Here is a 15,151-nt window from a genome sequence, read left to right on the forward strand (position 1 = left end):
TGTAACTTGTGCCACTCAAAAAGTCACAAAATCGCTAATCAGCAAATCGTTTTACTAATAATACATAGCTGAGGGCACCTACTCCTATGCATATTGCCATTGCAAATACCATTGGGCGCTCGGAGGTGATGGCGAAAAGTGAGAGTACTGCTCCTACTACCGAACCGATACCAAAACGCAACATTCCTGTGAGTGAATTGGCGGTACCCGCTACTTCGGGGTACATATCCAAAATGGCGGCATTGGCACTGCTGGACACTACCGATACCAAACCTACAAACATTGAAACGCCTGCTACGGTAGCCCATAATCCCAAATGGAAAATACCGCATATCACCAGCCACGCTCCTGCAATGAGTTGGATAGTTAGCCCTAATCGCAAGGATTTTTCTACGCCTATTTTGGTGACGAATTTGCCGTTGAGCGAGGTTGCCGTCATCATTACAATGATGTTTAAAAGGAAGAAATATCCAAAGTGTTGAGGGGCTATGCCAAAGAGTTTGGTGTATACAATAGACCCCGTGGTGATAAAGCAAAACATTCCCGAATAGGAAAGCGAGTTGCAGAAAATATACCCCAATACCTTTTTGTTGCTGAGGAGCTTGCCGTAAATGCGCAAGGTGTTGCCTATTTTCAAAGGAGCGCGCTTGAGCTTAGGAAGCGTTTCAGGGATTTTGTAACTTACCAAAAGGGCTGCCAAGAGTCCTAAAACCATCAGCACATAGAAGATGATATGCCAATGAAACCAGTCGGTGAGGTGACCGCCCAGTACGGGGGCAATGAGCGGGGCAATCATCGTGACAATCATAATCATCGACATTTGGCGGGCAAACTCATTTTTGGCAAAAAGGTCGCGCAAGAGCGCACCGGTAACTACCGCTGGCGATGCTCCAAAAAAGCCTTGCACAAAGCGCAATATATAAAAATGATGGATGTGGTGAATTTGCGTAATCGCTAACGACACTAAGGCTGAGGTGATAATCCCGATGAGAATGATAGGTTTGCGTCCATAACTATCGGAAAGAGGTCCCCAGAAGAGTTGCCCAAAAGCAAACCCAAGGGTAAAGAGTGCTAAGGTTTGAGGAATCATCTCTTCGGATACGTTCAAATCGTTAGCAATCTTCACAAAAGCAGGGAGATACATATCGATAGCCAGCGGGGTGAGCATCGATAGGAGTCCCATAATGAGGATAAACAGTAAGTCGGGTTTAGAGTCTTTGAGTTCTTCGGGTTCTAACACTATTTTTTAGGGTCTTTTATATGTTCTATTTCCTTTACAATTTCTTGGTAGTGTAGATGGTTGATAGATGACGCTGGTTCTTTGGCAAGAGCTTGTTTGGCGAAAGCCTCAATCATATCCAAATGCTGCAAGGCAAAGAGGCGCACATCGGATACTTGCTGTATGCTCGCTGCTTTGGTATTCTTAGCCTCAGCAGGCGCATTGATGAGCCTATCGATTTGAGAGAGGTACAAGCGTTCTATCCCACGGCGATAGGTGTTTTGGCGTGCATCGGGGTTGTTGAGGGGTTTCCATACCGCTTTGAATACATCTTGCAGATATTCGTTTAGCGGATAAGGATTTTTGGAGGTGAGCGATTGGTTGTAAAGGGTGTAGAGGGTTGACTCTCCTAAAAGCACACTCAGGGTAAGATTTTGCATACTGATGATGTTCTTATCGGGGGTTGCTCCTGTTTTTTCTACTATTTCCTGAGGATATAACCACAAAGGTGCTTCAAAAAGTTCTTTATCTAAATAGTTTATAGCTTCTTTTACCTTCTCTTTGGGTACTTCTTTATAGACTTCTTTCTCCCCGATGATGCCCACATATCTATTGCCAATGTGCTTGAGCACGTGTTTCAAATAGCGGAAATACTGCATATAGGCAGCATTTTGCATTTCGTCGAGATGTTCGTATTTGTCGTTAGGCTGTTTAGTCCATTCGGGGAGGTGTTGCACGATATAGCGGAGGTTTTTCAATCCGTAGGTATTGGCTTTCATCACGTTGTCCGAAAGGTCTTCAGTTTGCGCACGAGGGTCTTCATCTTTGCCTTCCCCTCCGAACCACAATCGCGGATTGGCTTTGAGTTTTTGGGTAACCATTTCGGCAAGCGCCTCTTGTTCAGCATACTCGTCTTTATATTTGTTGCCGTAATAGCGATATCCCCATTCGATTGCCCATTTGTCGTAGATGCCTATGCGCGGATAGAGTCCTTTGCTACTGATATTGTCTTCGGGCTGTGCCACATAGTTAAAACGCGCATAGTCCATAATAGAAGCGGTATGTCCATTGGCTTCTACCCATTTTTTATCGCGGAGTTTTTCTACAGGCGTTTGGCTGCTGGCGCCCATATTGTGGCGCAAACCTAAGCAGTGGCCTATTTCGTGAGAGGACACAAAGCGGATGAGGTCGCCCATTAGTTCCTCGTTGAACTCCATTGTACGAGCGCGTTTATCCACAGCGCCTGCCTGAATCATATACCACTGGTTGAGGAGTTTCATCACGTTGTGATACCAGCCCACGTGGCATTCTATAATTTCACCACTGCGAGGATCGGCAATGTTAGGTCCGTAGGCATTACTTTTTTCGGAAGGGAGGTAGCGAATTACGTTGAAACGCGCATCTTCTAAGCTCATTGAAGGGTCGTTAGGCCAAGGTTTTGCCACGATAGCCTCTTTAAATCCTGCTTGTTCAAAAGCAACATTCCAATCGTTTACGCCCAAAATGAGGTATTTTTGCCATTGTTTAGGGGTTGCAGGGTCGATATAGAAAACGATTTGCTTTTTGGGGCGTATCAACTGACCGCTGAGGTATTTTTTAACGTCTTCTTTGCGAGGTTCTAAGCGGAAACGGTGGATATAATATTCAGTTTCGGTGCGTTGTTGCTGGTCGCTAAACTTGATGTATCGGGTAGCAAAAAAGCCCACGCGAGGGTCGAAGAGGCGTTTTTGCATAGGTGTTTTGGGCAAAAGCACCATAGAGATATTCAGCTCTAAGGTAATAGCCCCCACCTTGTTTGCCGACGGAATGGTACTGGGTGAAGCACTGAAGGTTTTGAGAGTATTGACCTCTACGTTGATAGGATAAGGACGTATATCGTCTACAAAAGAGCGATCGGTAGCGATAGCGCCTATTTTCATTTGGGTTTTTGCATTCGATGAAAAAGAGGTAATACTGTTGTCTTGCTTGAAGAAATCGGTGATGTCGATGAGTTGCGCTTTGGTTTTGGGGTTACGCCCGATAACGGTGAACGATGCTACCACAGGATTTGCACTCGAATTGGCTACTGCCACCGAGATATTATCGTCGTTGCCAGCCTCTTGCAGATTTAGAAACGAGCGCAAGAGGAGTGTTTTTTCGCCTTTCTGCTCGAAATAGACGGTTTGTTCATTCACTTTTTCGCCTGCATAGAGTCCGAAGTTATGAGGAGCCGCTTTGAGGCGTGTTACGCATAGCAAATAGCGATTGAGGAGAGAATCGGGGACTTCAAAGTACCATTTCTCTTCAATCTTGCGGATTGTAAAGAGTCCGTTGCGTTCTATACCTCCTTTTTTGATGAGTTTAGCGTACTCTTCGGCGCGTTTTTGCTCGGGAGTTTTTTCGGGTTTTTCGGTAGTATCGGTTTTGGTTGCCGCTTTGGTAATAGTGTCTTTGACTGTGGGGGTTTGCTGAGCGAAAACATAGGAGCTCATTCCCAATAATAGTGTGTATAATATATATTTCTTCATATCTTTATAAAATCAATTTTAGAGGGCGTTTAACATACCTCATTCGTCATTCATCATTAGCAATTCTGCTACATCATAGACTTTTATTTGGGCTTCTTTTTCTTTGGTTTTTACACCATCGGTCATCATTGTATTACAAAACGGACAAGCAGTGGCGATGATATCGGGACGCACTTCAAGGGCTTGCTCGGTGCGCAATACGTTGATTTCTTTATCTCCTTTTTCCGATTCTTTGAAGAGCTGTGCGCCTCCTGCTCCACAGCACATTGCGCGGGCTTTGCACTTTTTCATCTCTACCAAGTCGGCTTCTAAGGAGGTGAGCAGTTCGCGGGGGGCGTTGTACACTTTGTTGGCTCTGCCGAGGTAGCAGGGATCGTGAAAAGTGATGCGCTTGCCTTTGAAGGTGCCACTTTCTATAGTGAGTCTGCCCTCATCGATAAGGGTTTTGAGTAACTCAGTGTGGTGCATTACTTCGTAATTCCCGCCCAGCGCAGGGTATTCGTTTTTGATAGTGTTGAAACAATGCGGACAGGTGGTTACTATTTTGGTTACCTGATAGTTGTTGAGCACCTCGATATTCATCATTGCCTGCATTTGGAAGAGAAATTCGTTGCCAGCACGCTTGGCAGGGTCGCCGGTGCAGCTCTCTTCGGTGCCGAGTACGGCAAAGCGCACCCCTGCTTTTTGCAAGAGGTGGGCAAAAGCTCTGATAATGCGTTTGGCGCGGTCGTCAAAACTACCAGCACAGCCTACCCAGAAGAGTACTTCGGGGGTTTCGCCACGAGCTGAGAGTTCTGCCATTGTTGGAATCATAATAATCTATTTTAGTGCGAGCCGCACGGGTTGTAATTTGGTAATTTGACACGAGCTATAAGCTCGCGCCAGTGAAAGGATTTGTAAGACGGGTCAGACAAGTCGGACAGAATAGAGGCTGTCCTAAAAGTTTTTCTTGAGGGGCGTTTGCAAAATGCCCGTACATAACATACTTCAAAAATTATTGATAATCAGAGCAATCAACTTTGCTAAAGGTCGTAGCACGATGATAGGACGAGTCAGACGAGTCGGACAGAATAGGCACGAGCTACAAGCTCGCGCCAGTAAAAGCGGCTCGCACTAATCGTTAAACACTTCTACGGTTTCTTCTCTGAGGACAAAATCGGTGAATTTGCCTTTGTAGCGGGTGGCTTTTACGATGTGATTGTCTATCCAATGATAGTTGCCACCACGGGGTTTGCCAAAGATGATGCCGTGATACTTAAAGCCGTGCTTTTTGAGCCATTGCTCGGTAACCTCACGGTGTGCTTCGGTACGTGAGGTGAAAAAGTAAATCACGTGACCTTCGTCATACCATTTGTTTACTTGTGCTAAGGCATCGGGGAATACTTCGGCAGTAGCCATACGCTCAGGTTCTTCGTTAGGAATATCCTCGCCTACCGTACCATCAATGTCGATGAGATAGTTTTTTACTCCCTTGGGCAATATAGGATTTTTATTGCCTTGAGCATCTTCTTTTAGGGTAAATTTTACGGTATCCATTTCTTTTCAAAGTTAGGTTTGCGTTTTTCGAGGAAGGCATCGCGACCTTCTTTCGCTTCATCGGTCATATACGCCAAACGGGTGGCTTCACCGGCAAATACTTGTTGTCCTACCATACCGTCATCGGTGAGGTTCATAGCGAATTTCAGCATTTTGATAGAAGTAGGCGATTTTGCCATTATCTCTTGCGCCCACTCAAAAGCGGTAGCTTCGAGCTCGTCGTGAGGGACTACGGCGTTTACCATTCCCATCTCGAAAGCCTCTTGAGCAGAATAGTTGCGCCCCAAGAAGAAGATTTCGCGGGCTTTCTTCTGCCCTACCATTTTGGCGAGATAAGCCGACCCATAACCGGCATCAAAACTGGTTACATCGGCATCGGTTTGTTTGAAAATAGCGTGTTCTTTGCTAGCGAGAGTAAGGTCGCACACTACGTGCAATGAGTGTCCGCCACCCACTGCCCAACCAGGGACTACCGCAATCACCACTTTGGGCATAAAGCGAATAAGGCGTTGTACTTCGAGGATATTGAGGCGGTGATAACCATCGTCGCCCACATAGCCTTGGTGACCACGTGCTTTTTGGTCGCCACCACTACAAAAGCTCCATACGCCGTCTTTAGGTGAAGGTCCTTCAGCTGAGAGCAATATGGCGCCTATGTTGATGTCTTCATAAGCATCTTTGAAGGCATCGAGGAGTTCAGAAGTGGTTTTAGGGCGAAAAGCGTTGCGCACTTCAGGACGATTGAAGGCAATACGCGCTACGCCGTCACATTTTTTATACGTAATATCTTCGTATTCTTTTACGGTTATCCAATTCATATAAGTGAAAAATGAAAAGTGAAAAGTGAAAAAATTATTTAGGGGGCAAAGGTAGTAATAATTTGTCAATTAGCCAATTTGTAGATTGTCAATTATTTTGTACCTTTGCCCAAAAATAAGAAGTATTATGAACTCAATTGTATTACAAGCAACGATTAATGAAGCCGATTATCCTATTTTTTTAGGTTTGTTTGAGAAGTTCAACGTAAAAACCGTTCTTTTAAAGAAGAAAGTGGGGAAAAAGACTTATCCTATTGAAACAGCGATTCCTAATGAGGAAACGCACGCTGCTTTTATGGAGGTAAAGGAAAAGGGGCACCTTATGAAGGGATATACTGATGTCGATCTAATGATAAAAGATATATTAGAAGAAGATGAATAATGATGAAAACAAAGAGTTTTTAGTAAGGTATTCAACTTCCTTCAAAAAAGACTTGAAAAAAATATCTAAGCAATCTGAAAAAGTTGAAAAAGTAACTGCTGCCATTAAAATATTGAGAGAAAAAGGAGTTGATGGTATTCCTGCTGAGATGAAACCTCATTATCTAAAAGGAAAATATAAAGGTTGTTTAGAATGCCATATAGAGGGTGATTTACTCATTATATGGATACAAGAGGATGATGAAAAAGTAATCTATTTGATGAGACTTGGAAGTCATTCAGAGTTATTTAAAATGTAAGGTTTTACTATTGATTCATCTATTCTTCTGCCAATTTTCTCAACATCTTCAAAGACCCCCACTGGCGCAAGCTTGCAGCTTGTGCCCAATTCAAAATTCACAATTCATAATTCTCCTCGCACTATTTAGAGTGTATTATAGGTTTTTAAAATGCTTGTCTCTATGTTAGGTAAAGGAAAATAAAGGTTTTAGCCATTTTGTATTTTACTAATAGTTAAGTTGTTGTGTTTTTAACAACACGTTTGATACATTACCTCATCATTACCATTCTATATTTTCTAATTCATCAATAGGTAAGTTTAATGCTTTATATTTAAGAATAGATTCATTCTTTAAGTAATTAAAATCTTCTTTTCTATCTAAGTATTTCAAAATACATAAAGCTTGTAGAGCATTATTATTTTTTATATTCCATTGAACTAAAAAATCCCAATCACTTATTTTTTGCACCCATTTTTGTCCATATTCAAAAAGAGTGATAAGTTCATCTTTATAAACTTCTATTTCTGAACTATTACTAATATAACAGCTTTGTACCTTTATAGTTTGAAAAACAATATCAAGGTCTCTCCAATTGTAAACGCCTCCTATTATGGGAGCACTTTTTTTGATGTATTTAAGTAATCTTTTTTTTACTAAGTCAGGAATCTCACGTTCCCCTATAGATTTTAATTTTATTTGGTTGCTTATATGGGCTATTTCTTCTTGAAGTATTGATAAAGAAATATCTAATAAATAATAATCTTGTCCATTTTTTTTTCTTAAATCAAAAAAATAGCCATAAGAAAGTAGAGCTTCTTTTTTTAATGTGCCTATATAGGCAGTATATTTATTGTCAAAGTACAATCCTGCTTTTAGCATTCTGTCATCTAATATGCTTCTAATTTTATTAATTATAGTTTCCATAGTTCCTCTTCAGCTACCTCCGCTGGCGCGAGCTTACAGTTTTGCCCAATTCAAAATTCAAAATTCACCTGAAAATTATATCTTAAACCCTTTCAAAGACTTCCTTTGCTTACCCTGCGAGTCAAAATTCTCTGGGGAAAGCCATTGCTCAAGAGCGCGTTTGTTAGCTTCCCATTCCTTGTCTATCATAGCAAACCAAGCGGTGTCGCGCGAACGCCCTTTGTAAACCACTGCCTGCCTGAATGTACCCTCATATACAAAGCCCAAGCGCTCTGCAGCACGACGCGAAGGTGCATTAAGGCTGTCACACTTCCATTCGTAACGCCTGTATTGAAGGACTTCAAACACATATTTTGCCAACAAAAACTGTGCTTCTGTAGCCATACGCGTACGCTGTAAAGCCGGCGAATAGTTCACCCACCCCACTTCTATCACTCTGTTTTTTGGGTCTATACGCATTAGGGCAAGCGTACCTACGGCTTTTCGCGTTTGTTTATCTACAATTGTCAGAAAATAAGGGTCGGTAGAGGCTTCCTGCTTGGTGAGTAAAGCGTGCAACTCCTCTTTGTTCTTTGCAGGAGCTATAGATAAATACGTCCAATCGGGCATCACAGCATTGGCTTCCAAATAGAAATCACTCAAATCGTCTAAATGTTTGGCTACCGAAAGAGGTTCCAACAGGCAATAATATCCCTCTAAGAGGGTTATATGAGGGGTTGCTCCTACTGAAAAATTAGCTAATGCATCCCCTATAGGTTGATTGTATTGGTTTGTGTTCATTGTATATTTTTAGATAATCGGTTGATACGCCAAGCATTTGTCTACCACTTCCTCGACAGTGGGGTCGTAGGAGGAAATATCCATAGTGCGGGCGTTGTAGTTTTCTGGATAGAAGAATAACGAACTGCCCTCGGGGTGAGGTACATTGCGATCGAAGCGCTCCATTAGCTCCTCTTGGCGATCGTCATCGGTTTCTTCTATGATTTGGTTTCCTAATTGTATGAGTTCTTCTCGGGTCATTTGGTAAAAAAAATAAGTTTTTATACTATTTAGCGACAATCGTTCTCAGCGCCTTTTTTACAATATACTTGGTTTCCTTGGTAGGACTTTCGCGTTCCCAACGCTCACAAAGAGCTGTTACGAAATCGGGACGGGTTTTGCTGGCATCGTTCAGCCAGTTCCCTACGCTATCTTGCACATACTTTGCCTTATCGGACTTCAATTTGTCTAATATAGGCAAATACTGTTCTGGTTTTTCTTTCAAGGCTTCTATATGAGCACACCAAACACCCCGCGGGCGCAAGGCTTCTGTACTAAACCTGCGGATATTCTCCTCTTCGCTTTCTGCCCAATGGGAAAGAAAAGCGATTGAAAAGTCTAAATGCTCGCTCATTTCGGGGCGTAATGCCATCCAAATAATCTCACGAACGCCAAAATGACTATCGGCTACCAAAGGTTTTAGTTTGTGTAGCTTATCTTCTAAAGGAATTTCGGTATGCAAAGCCACCAAATAACAAGCATAACAGCGCACCGAATCGGATAAGTGCGTGCTGATTTGCTTAAACAAAGGCTCATAAAGGTCAGTATGTACATATTTTTCGTATAACAATGCACCTATGAGCTTAATCGTATTCATTGTAGAAGGTTTCTTTTGCTGATGGATTTGGCAAACCAACTCTTCAATGATATTTTTATCAATCCCCAAAGCAGGAAAAACAGATTTTACCAGCTGAGAATGGTCTACAGCCAGCCATTCGGTAAGGTTTACCGTTTCTATACGCCCCGCATTTAATAGCGAAAGCACTTCGGCAGGTATATCTACTGCCTTTTGAGCCCCTTTTCTGTTTTTGATAATTTCTATATCCATACAATAAATTATTCCTCCTCATCTATATCCTCCTCATCTCCATCCACAGGCTCTTTAGTAAGAAGATTTTGGAAGTCGGAAAAGTTTTCAGCAACTTTCTCACAAAACATATCGTGATACCAAATCCAAAGCGAACCATCGTGCAGGTTGATAAACACAAATCCTTCGTTTACAGAACCTATAGCAAAGGCTGATTGGAGTTCTTCAGGGGTTAAAGTGTCTTCATCACGGGTTTGCAGCACCGAAAAATCAAGATCATCACGAGTAAAGAAAGCATAATTGCAGAAAGATTTGCTATAAGTATGCGACAAGAGATACTCTTTGCTCCATACTTGAATCTCGGTACTGTGTTCGTATTCTGTATGAGGGAACATTGTGAGCCATTCGGGGAAGGACTCTCCCTTTTCAATACTGTTTACATACTCTTTTGGGAGCTCTCTCCCTAAATGTGTTGTAGGTAATACTTCGTTGTTCATAGGTTTGTTATATTTAGTTATATATATTCTTCAAATTTTCCTGACCGCAAGGCTTGCGTTTGCTCTGCTACAAGGTTTTGCATCTGCTCTTGTAGGGCTACATCTTTACCATTGTTGACAATAATTACCCTTGTAGCATAGAGTATCAGGCCATAACGCATTGAAAACTCTAGCAGTAAATTATTCTCTTTTACGGCTTTTTTTAGTACTTGTTCGCGTTCTTTTATCGCTTCCAACGAAAGAATATTAGCAAAAAAGTTAGTGAAAAGGTGTTGTGCCCCCTCAAAAGAAGAAGTATATTGCGTAACCTCTTTATAGCGTGCAAAAATAGCTTCTTTTTGCGTCTCTGTACACAGCGGATTGTTATAGAAAACGGATAAAATATTCCAAAAAGTATCCCATAGCGGAAACTCTTCATCTAATGGTAACTTGATAACCTCCTCATAATAATACATTATGGGTTCATATTTCTCTTCTATATGGAAGCTATCCAACAACGATTCCAACAGAAAACTATCACTATGGCGCTTGATACGGAACTTCTGTATCTTTTTAAGCCGTAGCCACGATTCTTTTTCTGCATCGGTGGTGCAAAAAGGAGCTATTTCTGATAAATAAATGTTCATTTTCTTTTTATGATTATTCTGTTATTTCAAAAAACCACTTCAAAAAAGGGTCTGTAATAGGTTCATCGCACATACTATGAGGGGTTGCTACTTCTAATTCCTAATCATAATAGCCGTTATCCTCTATCCACTGGTAAAGTTTGCGGAGTTCCTCAGGGATTTGCATTCCTGCGGGAAGTGCGTTTTCTAATTGTTGCAATAAGATGTTTGACATTTTCCTAATTTAAGAGATTATTCTTTATGAAAAAGAGCAAAGAAATCTTCAATAGTATTGGCAATCACCCGCCAAGTAAGCTCCGCATCATCCCAGAAGATAATACGAGGTTCCTCTCCTACACTAAAATCCATACAAAACTGACAGTCTGCACCATCTACGCCAAATATGAATATCTTAGAAAAATCGGTAATATACCCTAAATCGTATTCATTAATACGCTCTGTGTCGGCATATTCTTCAGCCTCTTCAGCGGGGAAGTCTTCCACAAGTTCTTTACTGTGTTTTATTATTTGTTTTTCAGTTTTGTAGAATATGTTTAGTTCAGTTTCTATTGGATTTCCAAACTGATCTTTGTCAGCTACCCAACTATCATCGGAGTTGCTATACTTTTTAACTAATGCAAAATACTTTTCTGGAATTTTCATTTTTTCTTATATTATTTTATTAAACGTGTTTAAATTGAAACTATTTCTTAGTTCCTTTTTTAGGTTTTTCAGCCATACTATGAGGAGTTGCTACTTCTAATTCCTAATCATAATAGCCGTTATCCTCTATCCACTGATAGAGTTGGCGGAGTCCCTCAGGGATTTGCATTCCCTTTGGGAGGGCATTTTCTAATTGTTGTAATAGAATGTTGGGCATCATTAAAACTATTTTTTAGTTGCTCGTTTGGGTTTTTTCAAGTGTTTTTATTTCATTACCTAAAACGGTAATTACTTGATTGTTGGAAATAGGTCGCAAATCTATTCTCTGTGAATAGTCATTTACTACTTTTTGAGAAGATTCCTTAAAAGGAAAGTTCAGATAATGAGGCAATAAGTAAAAATCTACCAAATGTAAGCCTGAATAATCAGTAAGTTCAGGAGCTTTTTTGGGTTCGTCCATATCGCTAACAAATTCAATATTAGGTGAAGCAATAACAGAACCTGCCGAAGTGCCTATGTACAATTTTCCGTTATTAATTTGTTCAATAAGTAGTTTGTCGGCTCCTTTCTTTTTTAGTTCCTGCATTAGGTAGAAAGTATTTCCTCCAGAGATAAAAATATAATCATTTCGCTCTAATGCTTGGGCTACCTCTTCGGTAGTAGCGGTAGAAACTTCTAATTCTTCTATGATAAGACCTAATTTTTCAAAGGCTTTTCTATCGTCATCGACATAAAAACGCACTTCTTCTACCAAACTTGCTGTTGGAATAAATGCTAGTTTCTTTCCTTTTACGGGTTCACCTGCAAAATCTTCAAATAATTTTGCTACTGAACTGAATGATGAGGTTAAAAATAATTTTTTCATTTGTGTTAATTATCCTAATTTTTTGGCGTCGTCTAAAACAAGTGTTTTTATTTCATCACCTAAAACGGTAATTACTTGATTGTTGGAAATAGGTTTTAGATCTATTTTCTGTGAATAGTCATTTACTACTTTTTGAGAAGCTTCCTTGTAAGGGAAATTCAGATAGTGAGGTAAAAGGTAAAAATCTACCAAATGTAATCCTGAATAATCAGTGAGTTCAGGGGCTTTTTTTGTTTCGTCCATATCACTAACAAATTCAACAGTAGGAGAGGCAATGACAGAACCTGCTGAAGTACCTATGTACAACTTTCCATTATTAATTTGTTCAATAAGTAGTTTGTCGGCTCCTTTCTTTTTTAGTTCCTGCATTAGGTAGAATGTATTCCCTCCAGAGATAAAAATATAATCATTTCGCTCTAATGCTGTCGCTATTTCTTCGGTAGTAGCGGTAGAAACTTCTAATTCTTCTATGATAAGACCTAATTTTTCAAAGGCTTTTCTATCGTCATCGACATAAAAACGCACTTTTTCTACCAAACTTGCTGTTGGAATAAATGCTAGTTTCTTTCCTTTTACGGGTTCACCTGTAAAATCTTCAAACAATTTTGCTACTGAACTGAATGATGAGGTTAAAAATAATTTTTTCATTTGTGTTAATTATCCTAATTTTTTCATTTGTGTTAATTATCCTAATTTTTTGGCGTCGTCTAAAACAAGTGTTTTTATTTCATCACCTAAAACGGTAATTACTTGATTGTTGGAAATAGGTTTTAGATCTATTTTCTGTGAATAGTCATTTACTACTTTTTGAGAAGCTTCCTTGTAAGGGAAATTCAGATAGTGAGGTAAAAGGTAAAAATCTACCAAATGTAATCCTGAATAATCAGTGAGTTCAGGGGCTTTTTTTGTTTCGTCCATATCACTAACAAATTCAACAGTAGGAGAGGCAATGACAGAACCTGCTGAAGTACCTATGTACAACTTTCCATTATTAATTTGTTCAATAAGTAGTTTGTCGGCTCCTTTCTTTTTTAGTTCCTGCATTAGGTAGAAAGTATTTCCTCCAGAGATAAAAATATAATCATTTCGCTCTAATGTTGTAGCTATTTCTTCGGTAGTAGCGGTAGAAACTTCTAATTCTTCTATGATAAGACCTAATTTTTCAAAGGCTTTTCTATCGTCATCGACATAAAAACGCACTTCTTCTACCAAACTTGCTGTTGGAATAAATGCTAGTTTCTTTCCTTTTACGGGTTCACCTGCAAAATCTTCAAATAATTTTGCTACTGAACTGAATGATGAGGTTAAAAATAATTTTTTCATTTGTGTTAATTATCCTAATTTTTTGGCGTCGTCTAAAACAAGTGTTTTTATTTCATCACCTAAAACGGTAATTACTTGATTGTTGGAAATAGGTTTTAGATCTATTTTCTGTGAATAGTCATTTACTACTTTTTGAGAAGCTTCCTTGTAAGGGAAATTCAGATAGTGAGGTAAAAGGTAAAAATCTACCAAATGTAATCCTGAATAATCAGTGAGTTCAGGGGCTTTTTTTGTTTCGTCCATATCACTAACAAATTCAACAGTAGGAGAGGCAATGACAGAACCTGCTGAAGTACCTATGTACAACTTTCCATTATTAATTTGTTCAATAAGTAGTTTGTCGGCTCCTTTCTTTTTTAGTTCCTGCATTAGGTAGAATGTATTCCCTCCAGAGATAAAAATATAATCATTTCGCTCTAATGCTGTCGCTATTTCTTCGATAGTAGCGGTAGAAACTTCTAATTCTTCTATGATAAGACCTAATTTTTCAAAAGCTTTCCTATCATCATCTACATAAAAACGCACTTTTTCTACCAAACTTGCTGTTGGGATAAAAGCCAATTTTTTCCCTTTTACAGGTTCCCCTGCAAAATCTTCAAACAATTTTGCTACTGAACTGAACGATGAGGTTAAAAATAATCTTTTCATATTTATATTTGCGTTATTCGATAGTGGAGGCACGAGCTACAAGCTCGCGCCAGCGAGGGGCTGTTATTGGATAATTCAGACGGGGCTGACCTGTCGGACGAGTCGGACGAAAGGGGAGTCTGTCCGAAAAATTTTATTTGTGTGGGCGTTTACAAAACGCCCCTACATAGCATACTTCAAGAAAATATTGATAATCAGAGTAGTCAACTTTGCCAAAGGTCGTAGCACGACAAGCAATTAAAACTTTGGCAAAGTGTAGTGATGCAAAAGCGATTTTGAGACTTTTCGGACAGCCCCTTACGAATAATCAAAAGTAAATAGCACGATACGGCTAACAGGCTCATAAAACATAATGATATAGCCACCAGCACCCACCCAATGGAAAGCTGTTGCCTCTGAGATAAGATAAAAAGGATTTCCTTTGTATGAAATGTCAAACACTACCTCATCATCTTCTTCACCATCTTCTATGTTCATCTTAAAAGCCTTCGGATATTCCTCATCTTCAATAGTGGAACACCAGTTACCATACTGAGGCTCTCCTCCCAATATCTCTAAATAGTTTTCCTTATTCAGTTCGCCCTTATATTCAGGGTAACGCACATTCACCAAAGTACCATATTTAGCTACATTTTCCTTGCTTTTTTCATAGTTATCAGCCATTTCTTGTATGGCTTCCTCCTCTTCAGAATCAAAATCCCAATGGTGAATGGCTGTTCTTTCAAAAAATCCTTCTTTTCCCAGAAACTCAAACTTATTATCATCAGTTAGGCGGAAAGCCAGCCAGTTAGGCGCGGTATATTCGTTGTGATACTTGGTGGTATTATCGCCTATATACCCCTCGTAAGGCTCAAATGGAGCGAGCATATACACCTTTTGCCCTGCCCAATCAGGGTTGATTTCGGCTAAATCGATACTCATCAGGGGCAAAAAATGATTTTTGAGCCACGGTTGCTCTTTTACAAAAATGTCTTCTGCTTTGGGGAACGCCTGCAAATGGTCGTTCAATTCTTGAATTTCTTCTCTTGTTGTCATAGT

At 40.0% G+C, this 15,151-nt stretch carries 18 protein-coding genes and 1 pseudogene; 2 read left to right on the forward strand and 17 right to left on the reverse strand.

Going from position 1 to position 15,151, the window contains the following annotated elements:
• Nucleotides 1-34: 34 nt before the first annotated feature.
• The 5 genes from CGC57_RS07480 to CGC57_RS07500 form a co-directional block, all read right to left on the reverse strand.
• Entirely contained in the window at nucleotides 35-1,240 is a 1,206-nt protein-coding gene (locus CGC57_RS07480; RefSeq protein ID WP_095898629.1) for a Bcr/CflA family multidrug efflux MFS transporter, read from the reverse strand.
• The gene (locus CGC57_RS07485) at nucleotides 1,240-3,726 is read right to left on the reverse strand and encodes a zinc-dependent metalloprotease (protein ID WP_095898630.1); all 2,487 of its coding nucleotides are present in this window, start codon (nucleotides 3,724-3,726) and stop codon (nucleotides 1,240-1,242) included. The genes CGC57_RS07480 and CGC57_RS07485 overlap by 1 nt, the downstream gene beginning before the upstream one ends.
• 39 nt (nucleotides 3,727-3,765) lie before the next feature.
• The gene (locus CGC57_RS07490) at nucleotides 3,766-4,539 is read right to left on the reverse strand and encodes a (Fe-S)-binding protein (RefSeq protein ID WP_095898631.1); all 774 of its coding nucleotides are present in this window, start codon (nucleotides 4,537-4,539) and stop codon (nucleotides 3,766-3,768) included.
• Nucleotides 4,540-4,839: 300 nt separating this feature from the next.
• Nucleotides 4,840-5,262 (reverse strand): LNS2 domain-containing protein, encoded by a 423-nt coding sequence (locus tag CGC57_RS07495; RefSeq protein WP_095898632.1) that lies wholly within the window; start codon nucleotides 5,260-5,262, stop codon nucleotides 4,840-4,842.
• Entirely contained in the window at nucleotides 5,250-6,080 is an 831-nt protein-coding gene (locus CGC57_RS07500; protein ID WP_095898633.1) for a 1,4-dihydroxy-2-naphthoyl-CoA synthase, read from the reverse strand. Before CGC57_RS07500 ends, CGC57_RS07495 begins: the two co-directional genes overlap by 13 nt.
• Nucleotides 6,081-6,207: 127 nt before the next feature.
• Between CGC57_RS07500 and CGC57_RS07505 the strand changes: the two genes are divergently transcribed.
• Complete coding sequence (locus tag CGC57_RS07505) at nucleotides 6,208-6,462, forward strand: antitoxin (RefSeq protein ID WP_095898634.1); 255 nt, start codon at nucleotides 6,208-6,210, stop codon at nucleotides 6,460-6,462.
• Nucleotides 6,455-6,760, forward strand: coding sequence for a type II toxin-antitoxin system YafQ family toxin (locus CGC57_RS07510; RefSeq protein WP_095898635.1), 306 nt, complete (start codon nucleotides 6,455-6,457; stop codon nucleotides 6,758-6,760). Before CGC57_RS07505 ends, CGC57_RS07510 begins: the two co-directional genes overlap by 8 nt.
• A 261-nt stretch (nucleotides 6,761-7,021) precedes the next feature.
• Here the strand turns inward: CGC57_RS07510 and CGC57_RS07515 are convergent, their stop codons facing one another.
• The 12 genes and pseudogenes from CGC57_RS07515 to CGC57_RS07570 form a co-directional block, all read right to left on the reverse strand.
• Nucleotides 7,022-7,666 (reverse strand): hypothetical protein, encoded by a 645-nt coding sequence (locus CGC57_RS07515; RefSeq protein WP_095898636.1) that lies wholly within the window; start codon nucleotides 7,664-7,666, stop codon nucleotides 7,022-7,024.
• A 75-nt stretch (nucleotides 7,667-7,741) separates the two neighbouring features.
• Nucleotides 7,742-8,446 (reverse strand): GNAT family N-acetyltransferase, encoded by a 705-nt coding sequence (locus CGC57_RS07520; RefSeq protein WP_095898637.1) that lies wholly within the window; start codon nucleotides 8,444-8,446, stop codon nucleotides 7,742-7,744.
• A gap of 9 nt (nucleotides 8,447-8,455) precedes the next feature.
• Nucleotides 8,456-8,686, reverse strand: coding sequence for a bacteriocin immunity protein (locus CGC57_RS07525; RefSeq protein WP_002665645.1), 231 nt, complete (start codon nucleotides 8,684-8,686; stop codon nucleotides 8,456-8,458).
• A gap of 25 nt (nucleotides 8,687-8,711) precedes the next feature.
• Complete coding sequence (locus tag CGC57_RS07530; protein ID WP_095898638.1) at nucleotides 8,712-9,533, reverse strand: DNA alkylation repair protein; 822 nt, start codon at nucleotides 9,531-9,533, stop codon at nucleotides 8,712-8,714.
• Between the two features lie 8 nt (nucleotides 9,534-9,541).
• Entirely contained in the window at nucleotides 9,542-10,009 is a 468-nt protein-coding gene (locus CGC57_RS07535; RefSeq protein WP_095898639.1) for a hypothetical protein, read from the reverse strand.
• A 17-nt stretch (nucleotides 10,010-10,026) separates the two neighbouring features.
• Nucleotides 10,027-10,635 carry a ubiquitin family protein gene (locus tag CGC57_RS07540; RefSeq protein WP_095898640.1) on the reverse strand — a complete coding sequence of 203 codons (609 nt, stop codon included), beginning with the start codon at nucleotides 10,633-10,635 and terminating at the stop codon, nucleotides 10,027-10,029.
• A gap of 231 nt (nucleotides 10,636-10,866) precedes the next feature.
• Nucleotides 10,867-11,277 (reverse strand): SMI1/KNR4 family protein, encoded by a 411-nt coding sequence (locus CGC57_RS07545; protein ID WP_095898641.1) that lies wholly within the window; start codon nucleotides 11,275-11,277, stop codon nucleotides 10,867-10,869.
• Nucleotides 11,278-11,502: 225 nt separating this feature from the next.
• A pseudogene (locus CGC57_RS07550) lies at nucleotides 11,503-12,142 on the reverse strand (peptidase E).
• 9 nt (nucleotides 12,143-12,151) lie between these two features.
• The gene (locus CGC57_RS07555; protein WP_095898642.1) at nucleotides 12,152-12,790 is read right to left on the reverse strand and encodes a Type 1 glutamine amidotransferase-like domain-containing protein; all 639 of its coding nucleotides are present in this window, start codon (nucleotides 12,788-12,790) and stop codon (nucleotides 12,152-12,154) included.
• Between the two features lie 36 nt (nucleotides 12,791-12,826).
• Entirely contained in the window at nucleotides 12,827-13,465 is a 639-nt protein-coding gene (locus tag CGC57_RS07560) for a Type 1 glutamine amidotransferase-like domain-containing protein (RefSeq protein WP_095898643.1), read from the reverse strand.
• A 9-nt stretch (nucleotides 13,466-13,474) separates the two neighbouring features.
• A complete protein-coding gene (locus CGC57_RS07565) occupies nucleotides 13,475-14,113 on the reverse strand; it encodes a Type 1 glutamine amidotransferase-like domain-containing protein (RefSeq protein ID WP_095898644.1) in 639 nt (212 codons plus the stop codon).
• Between the two features lie 297 nt (nucleotides 14,114-14,410).
• Nucleotides 14,411-15,148 carry a hypothetical protein gene (locus tag CGC57_RS07570; RefSeq protein ID WP_095898645.1) on the reverse strand — a complete coding sequence of 246 codons (738 nt, stop codon included), beginning with the start codon at nucleotides 15,146-15,148 and terminating at the stop codon, nucleotides 14,411-14,413.
• Nucleotides 15,149-15,151: the final 3 nt, after the last annotated feature.

This window comes from Capnocytophaga sputigena (genome assembly GCF_002302495.1).
In the GTDB taxonomy this organism is placed as follows: Bacteria; Bacteroidota; Bacteroidia; order Flavobacteriales; family Flavobacteriaceae; genus Capnocytophaga; species Capnocytophaga sputigena.

Excerpts from the sequence above, each read along its gene's own strand:
- CGC57_RS07485 (WP_095898630.1), bottom strand. The coding sequence starts at position 3,726 with ATGAAGAAATATATATTATACACACTATTATTGGGAATGAGCTCCTAT.
- CGC57_RS07490 (WP_095898631.1), bottom strand. The coding sequence starts at position 4,539 with ATGATTCCAACAATGGCAGAACTCTCAGCTCGTGGCGAAACCCCCGAA.
- CGC57_RS07495 (WP_095898632.1), bottom strand. The coding sequence starts at position 5,262 with ATGGATACCGTAAAATTTACCCTAAAAGAAGATGCTCAAGGCAATAAA.
- CGC57_RS07500 (WP_095898633.1), bottom strand. The coding sequence starts at position 6,080 with ATGAATTGGATAACCGTAAAAGAATACGAAGATATTACGTATAAAAAA.
- CGC57_RS07505 (WP_095898634.1), top strand. The coding sequence starts at position 6,208 with ATGAACTCAATTGTATTACAAGCAACGATTAATGAAGCCGATTATCCT.
- CGC57_RS07510 (WP_095898635.1), top strand. The coding sequence starts at position 6,455 with ATGAATAATGATGAAAACAAAGAGTTTTTAGTAAGGTATTCAACTTCC.
- CGC57_RS07515 (WP_095898636.1), bottom strand. The coding sequence starts at position 7,666 with ATGGAAACTATAATTAATAAAATTAGAAGCATATTAGATGACAGAATG.
- CGC57_RS07520 (WP_095898637.1), bottom strand. The coding sequence starts at position 8,446 with ATGAACACAAACCAATACAATCAACCTATAGGGGATGCATTAGCTAAT.
- CGC57_RS07525 (WP_002665645.1), bottom strand. The coding sequence starts at position 8,686 with ATGACCCGAGAAGAACTCATACAATTAGGAAACCAAATCATAGAAGAA.
- CGC57_RS07530 (WP_095898638.1), bottom strand. The coding sequence starts at position 9,533 with ATGGATATAGAAATTATCAAAAACAGAAAAGGGGCTCAAAAGGCAGTA.
- CGC57_RS07535 (WP_095898639.1), bottom strand. The coding sequence starts at position 10,009 with ATGAACAACGAAGTATTACCTACAACACATTTAGGGAGAGAGCTCCCA.
- CGC57_RS07540 (WP_095898640.1), bottom strand. The coding sequence starts at position 10,635 with ATGAACATTTATTTATCAGAAATAGCTCCTTTTTGCACCACCGATGCA.
- CGC57_RS07545 (WP_095898641.1), bottom strand. The coding sequence starts at position 11,277 with ATGAAAATTCCAGAAAAGTATTTTGCATTAGTTAAAAAGTATAGCAAC.
- CGC57_RS07555 (WP_095898642.1), bottom strand. The coding sequence starts at position 12,790 with ATGAAAAAATTATTTTTAACCTCATCATTCAGTTCAGTAGCAAAATTG.
- CGC57_RS07560 (WP_095898643.1), bottom strand. The coding sequence starts at position 13,465 with ATGAAAAAATTATTTTTAACCTCATCATTCAGTTCAGTAGCAAAATTA.
- CGC57_RS07565 (WP_095898644.1), bottom strand. The coding sequence starts at position 14,113 with ATGAAAAGATTATTTTTAACCTCATCGTTCAGTTCAGTAGCAAAATTG.
- CGC57_RS07570 (WP_095898645.1), bottom strand. The coding sequence starts at position 15,148 with ATGACAACAAGAGAAGAAATTCAAGAATTGAACGACCATTTGCAGGCG.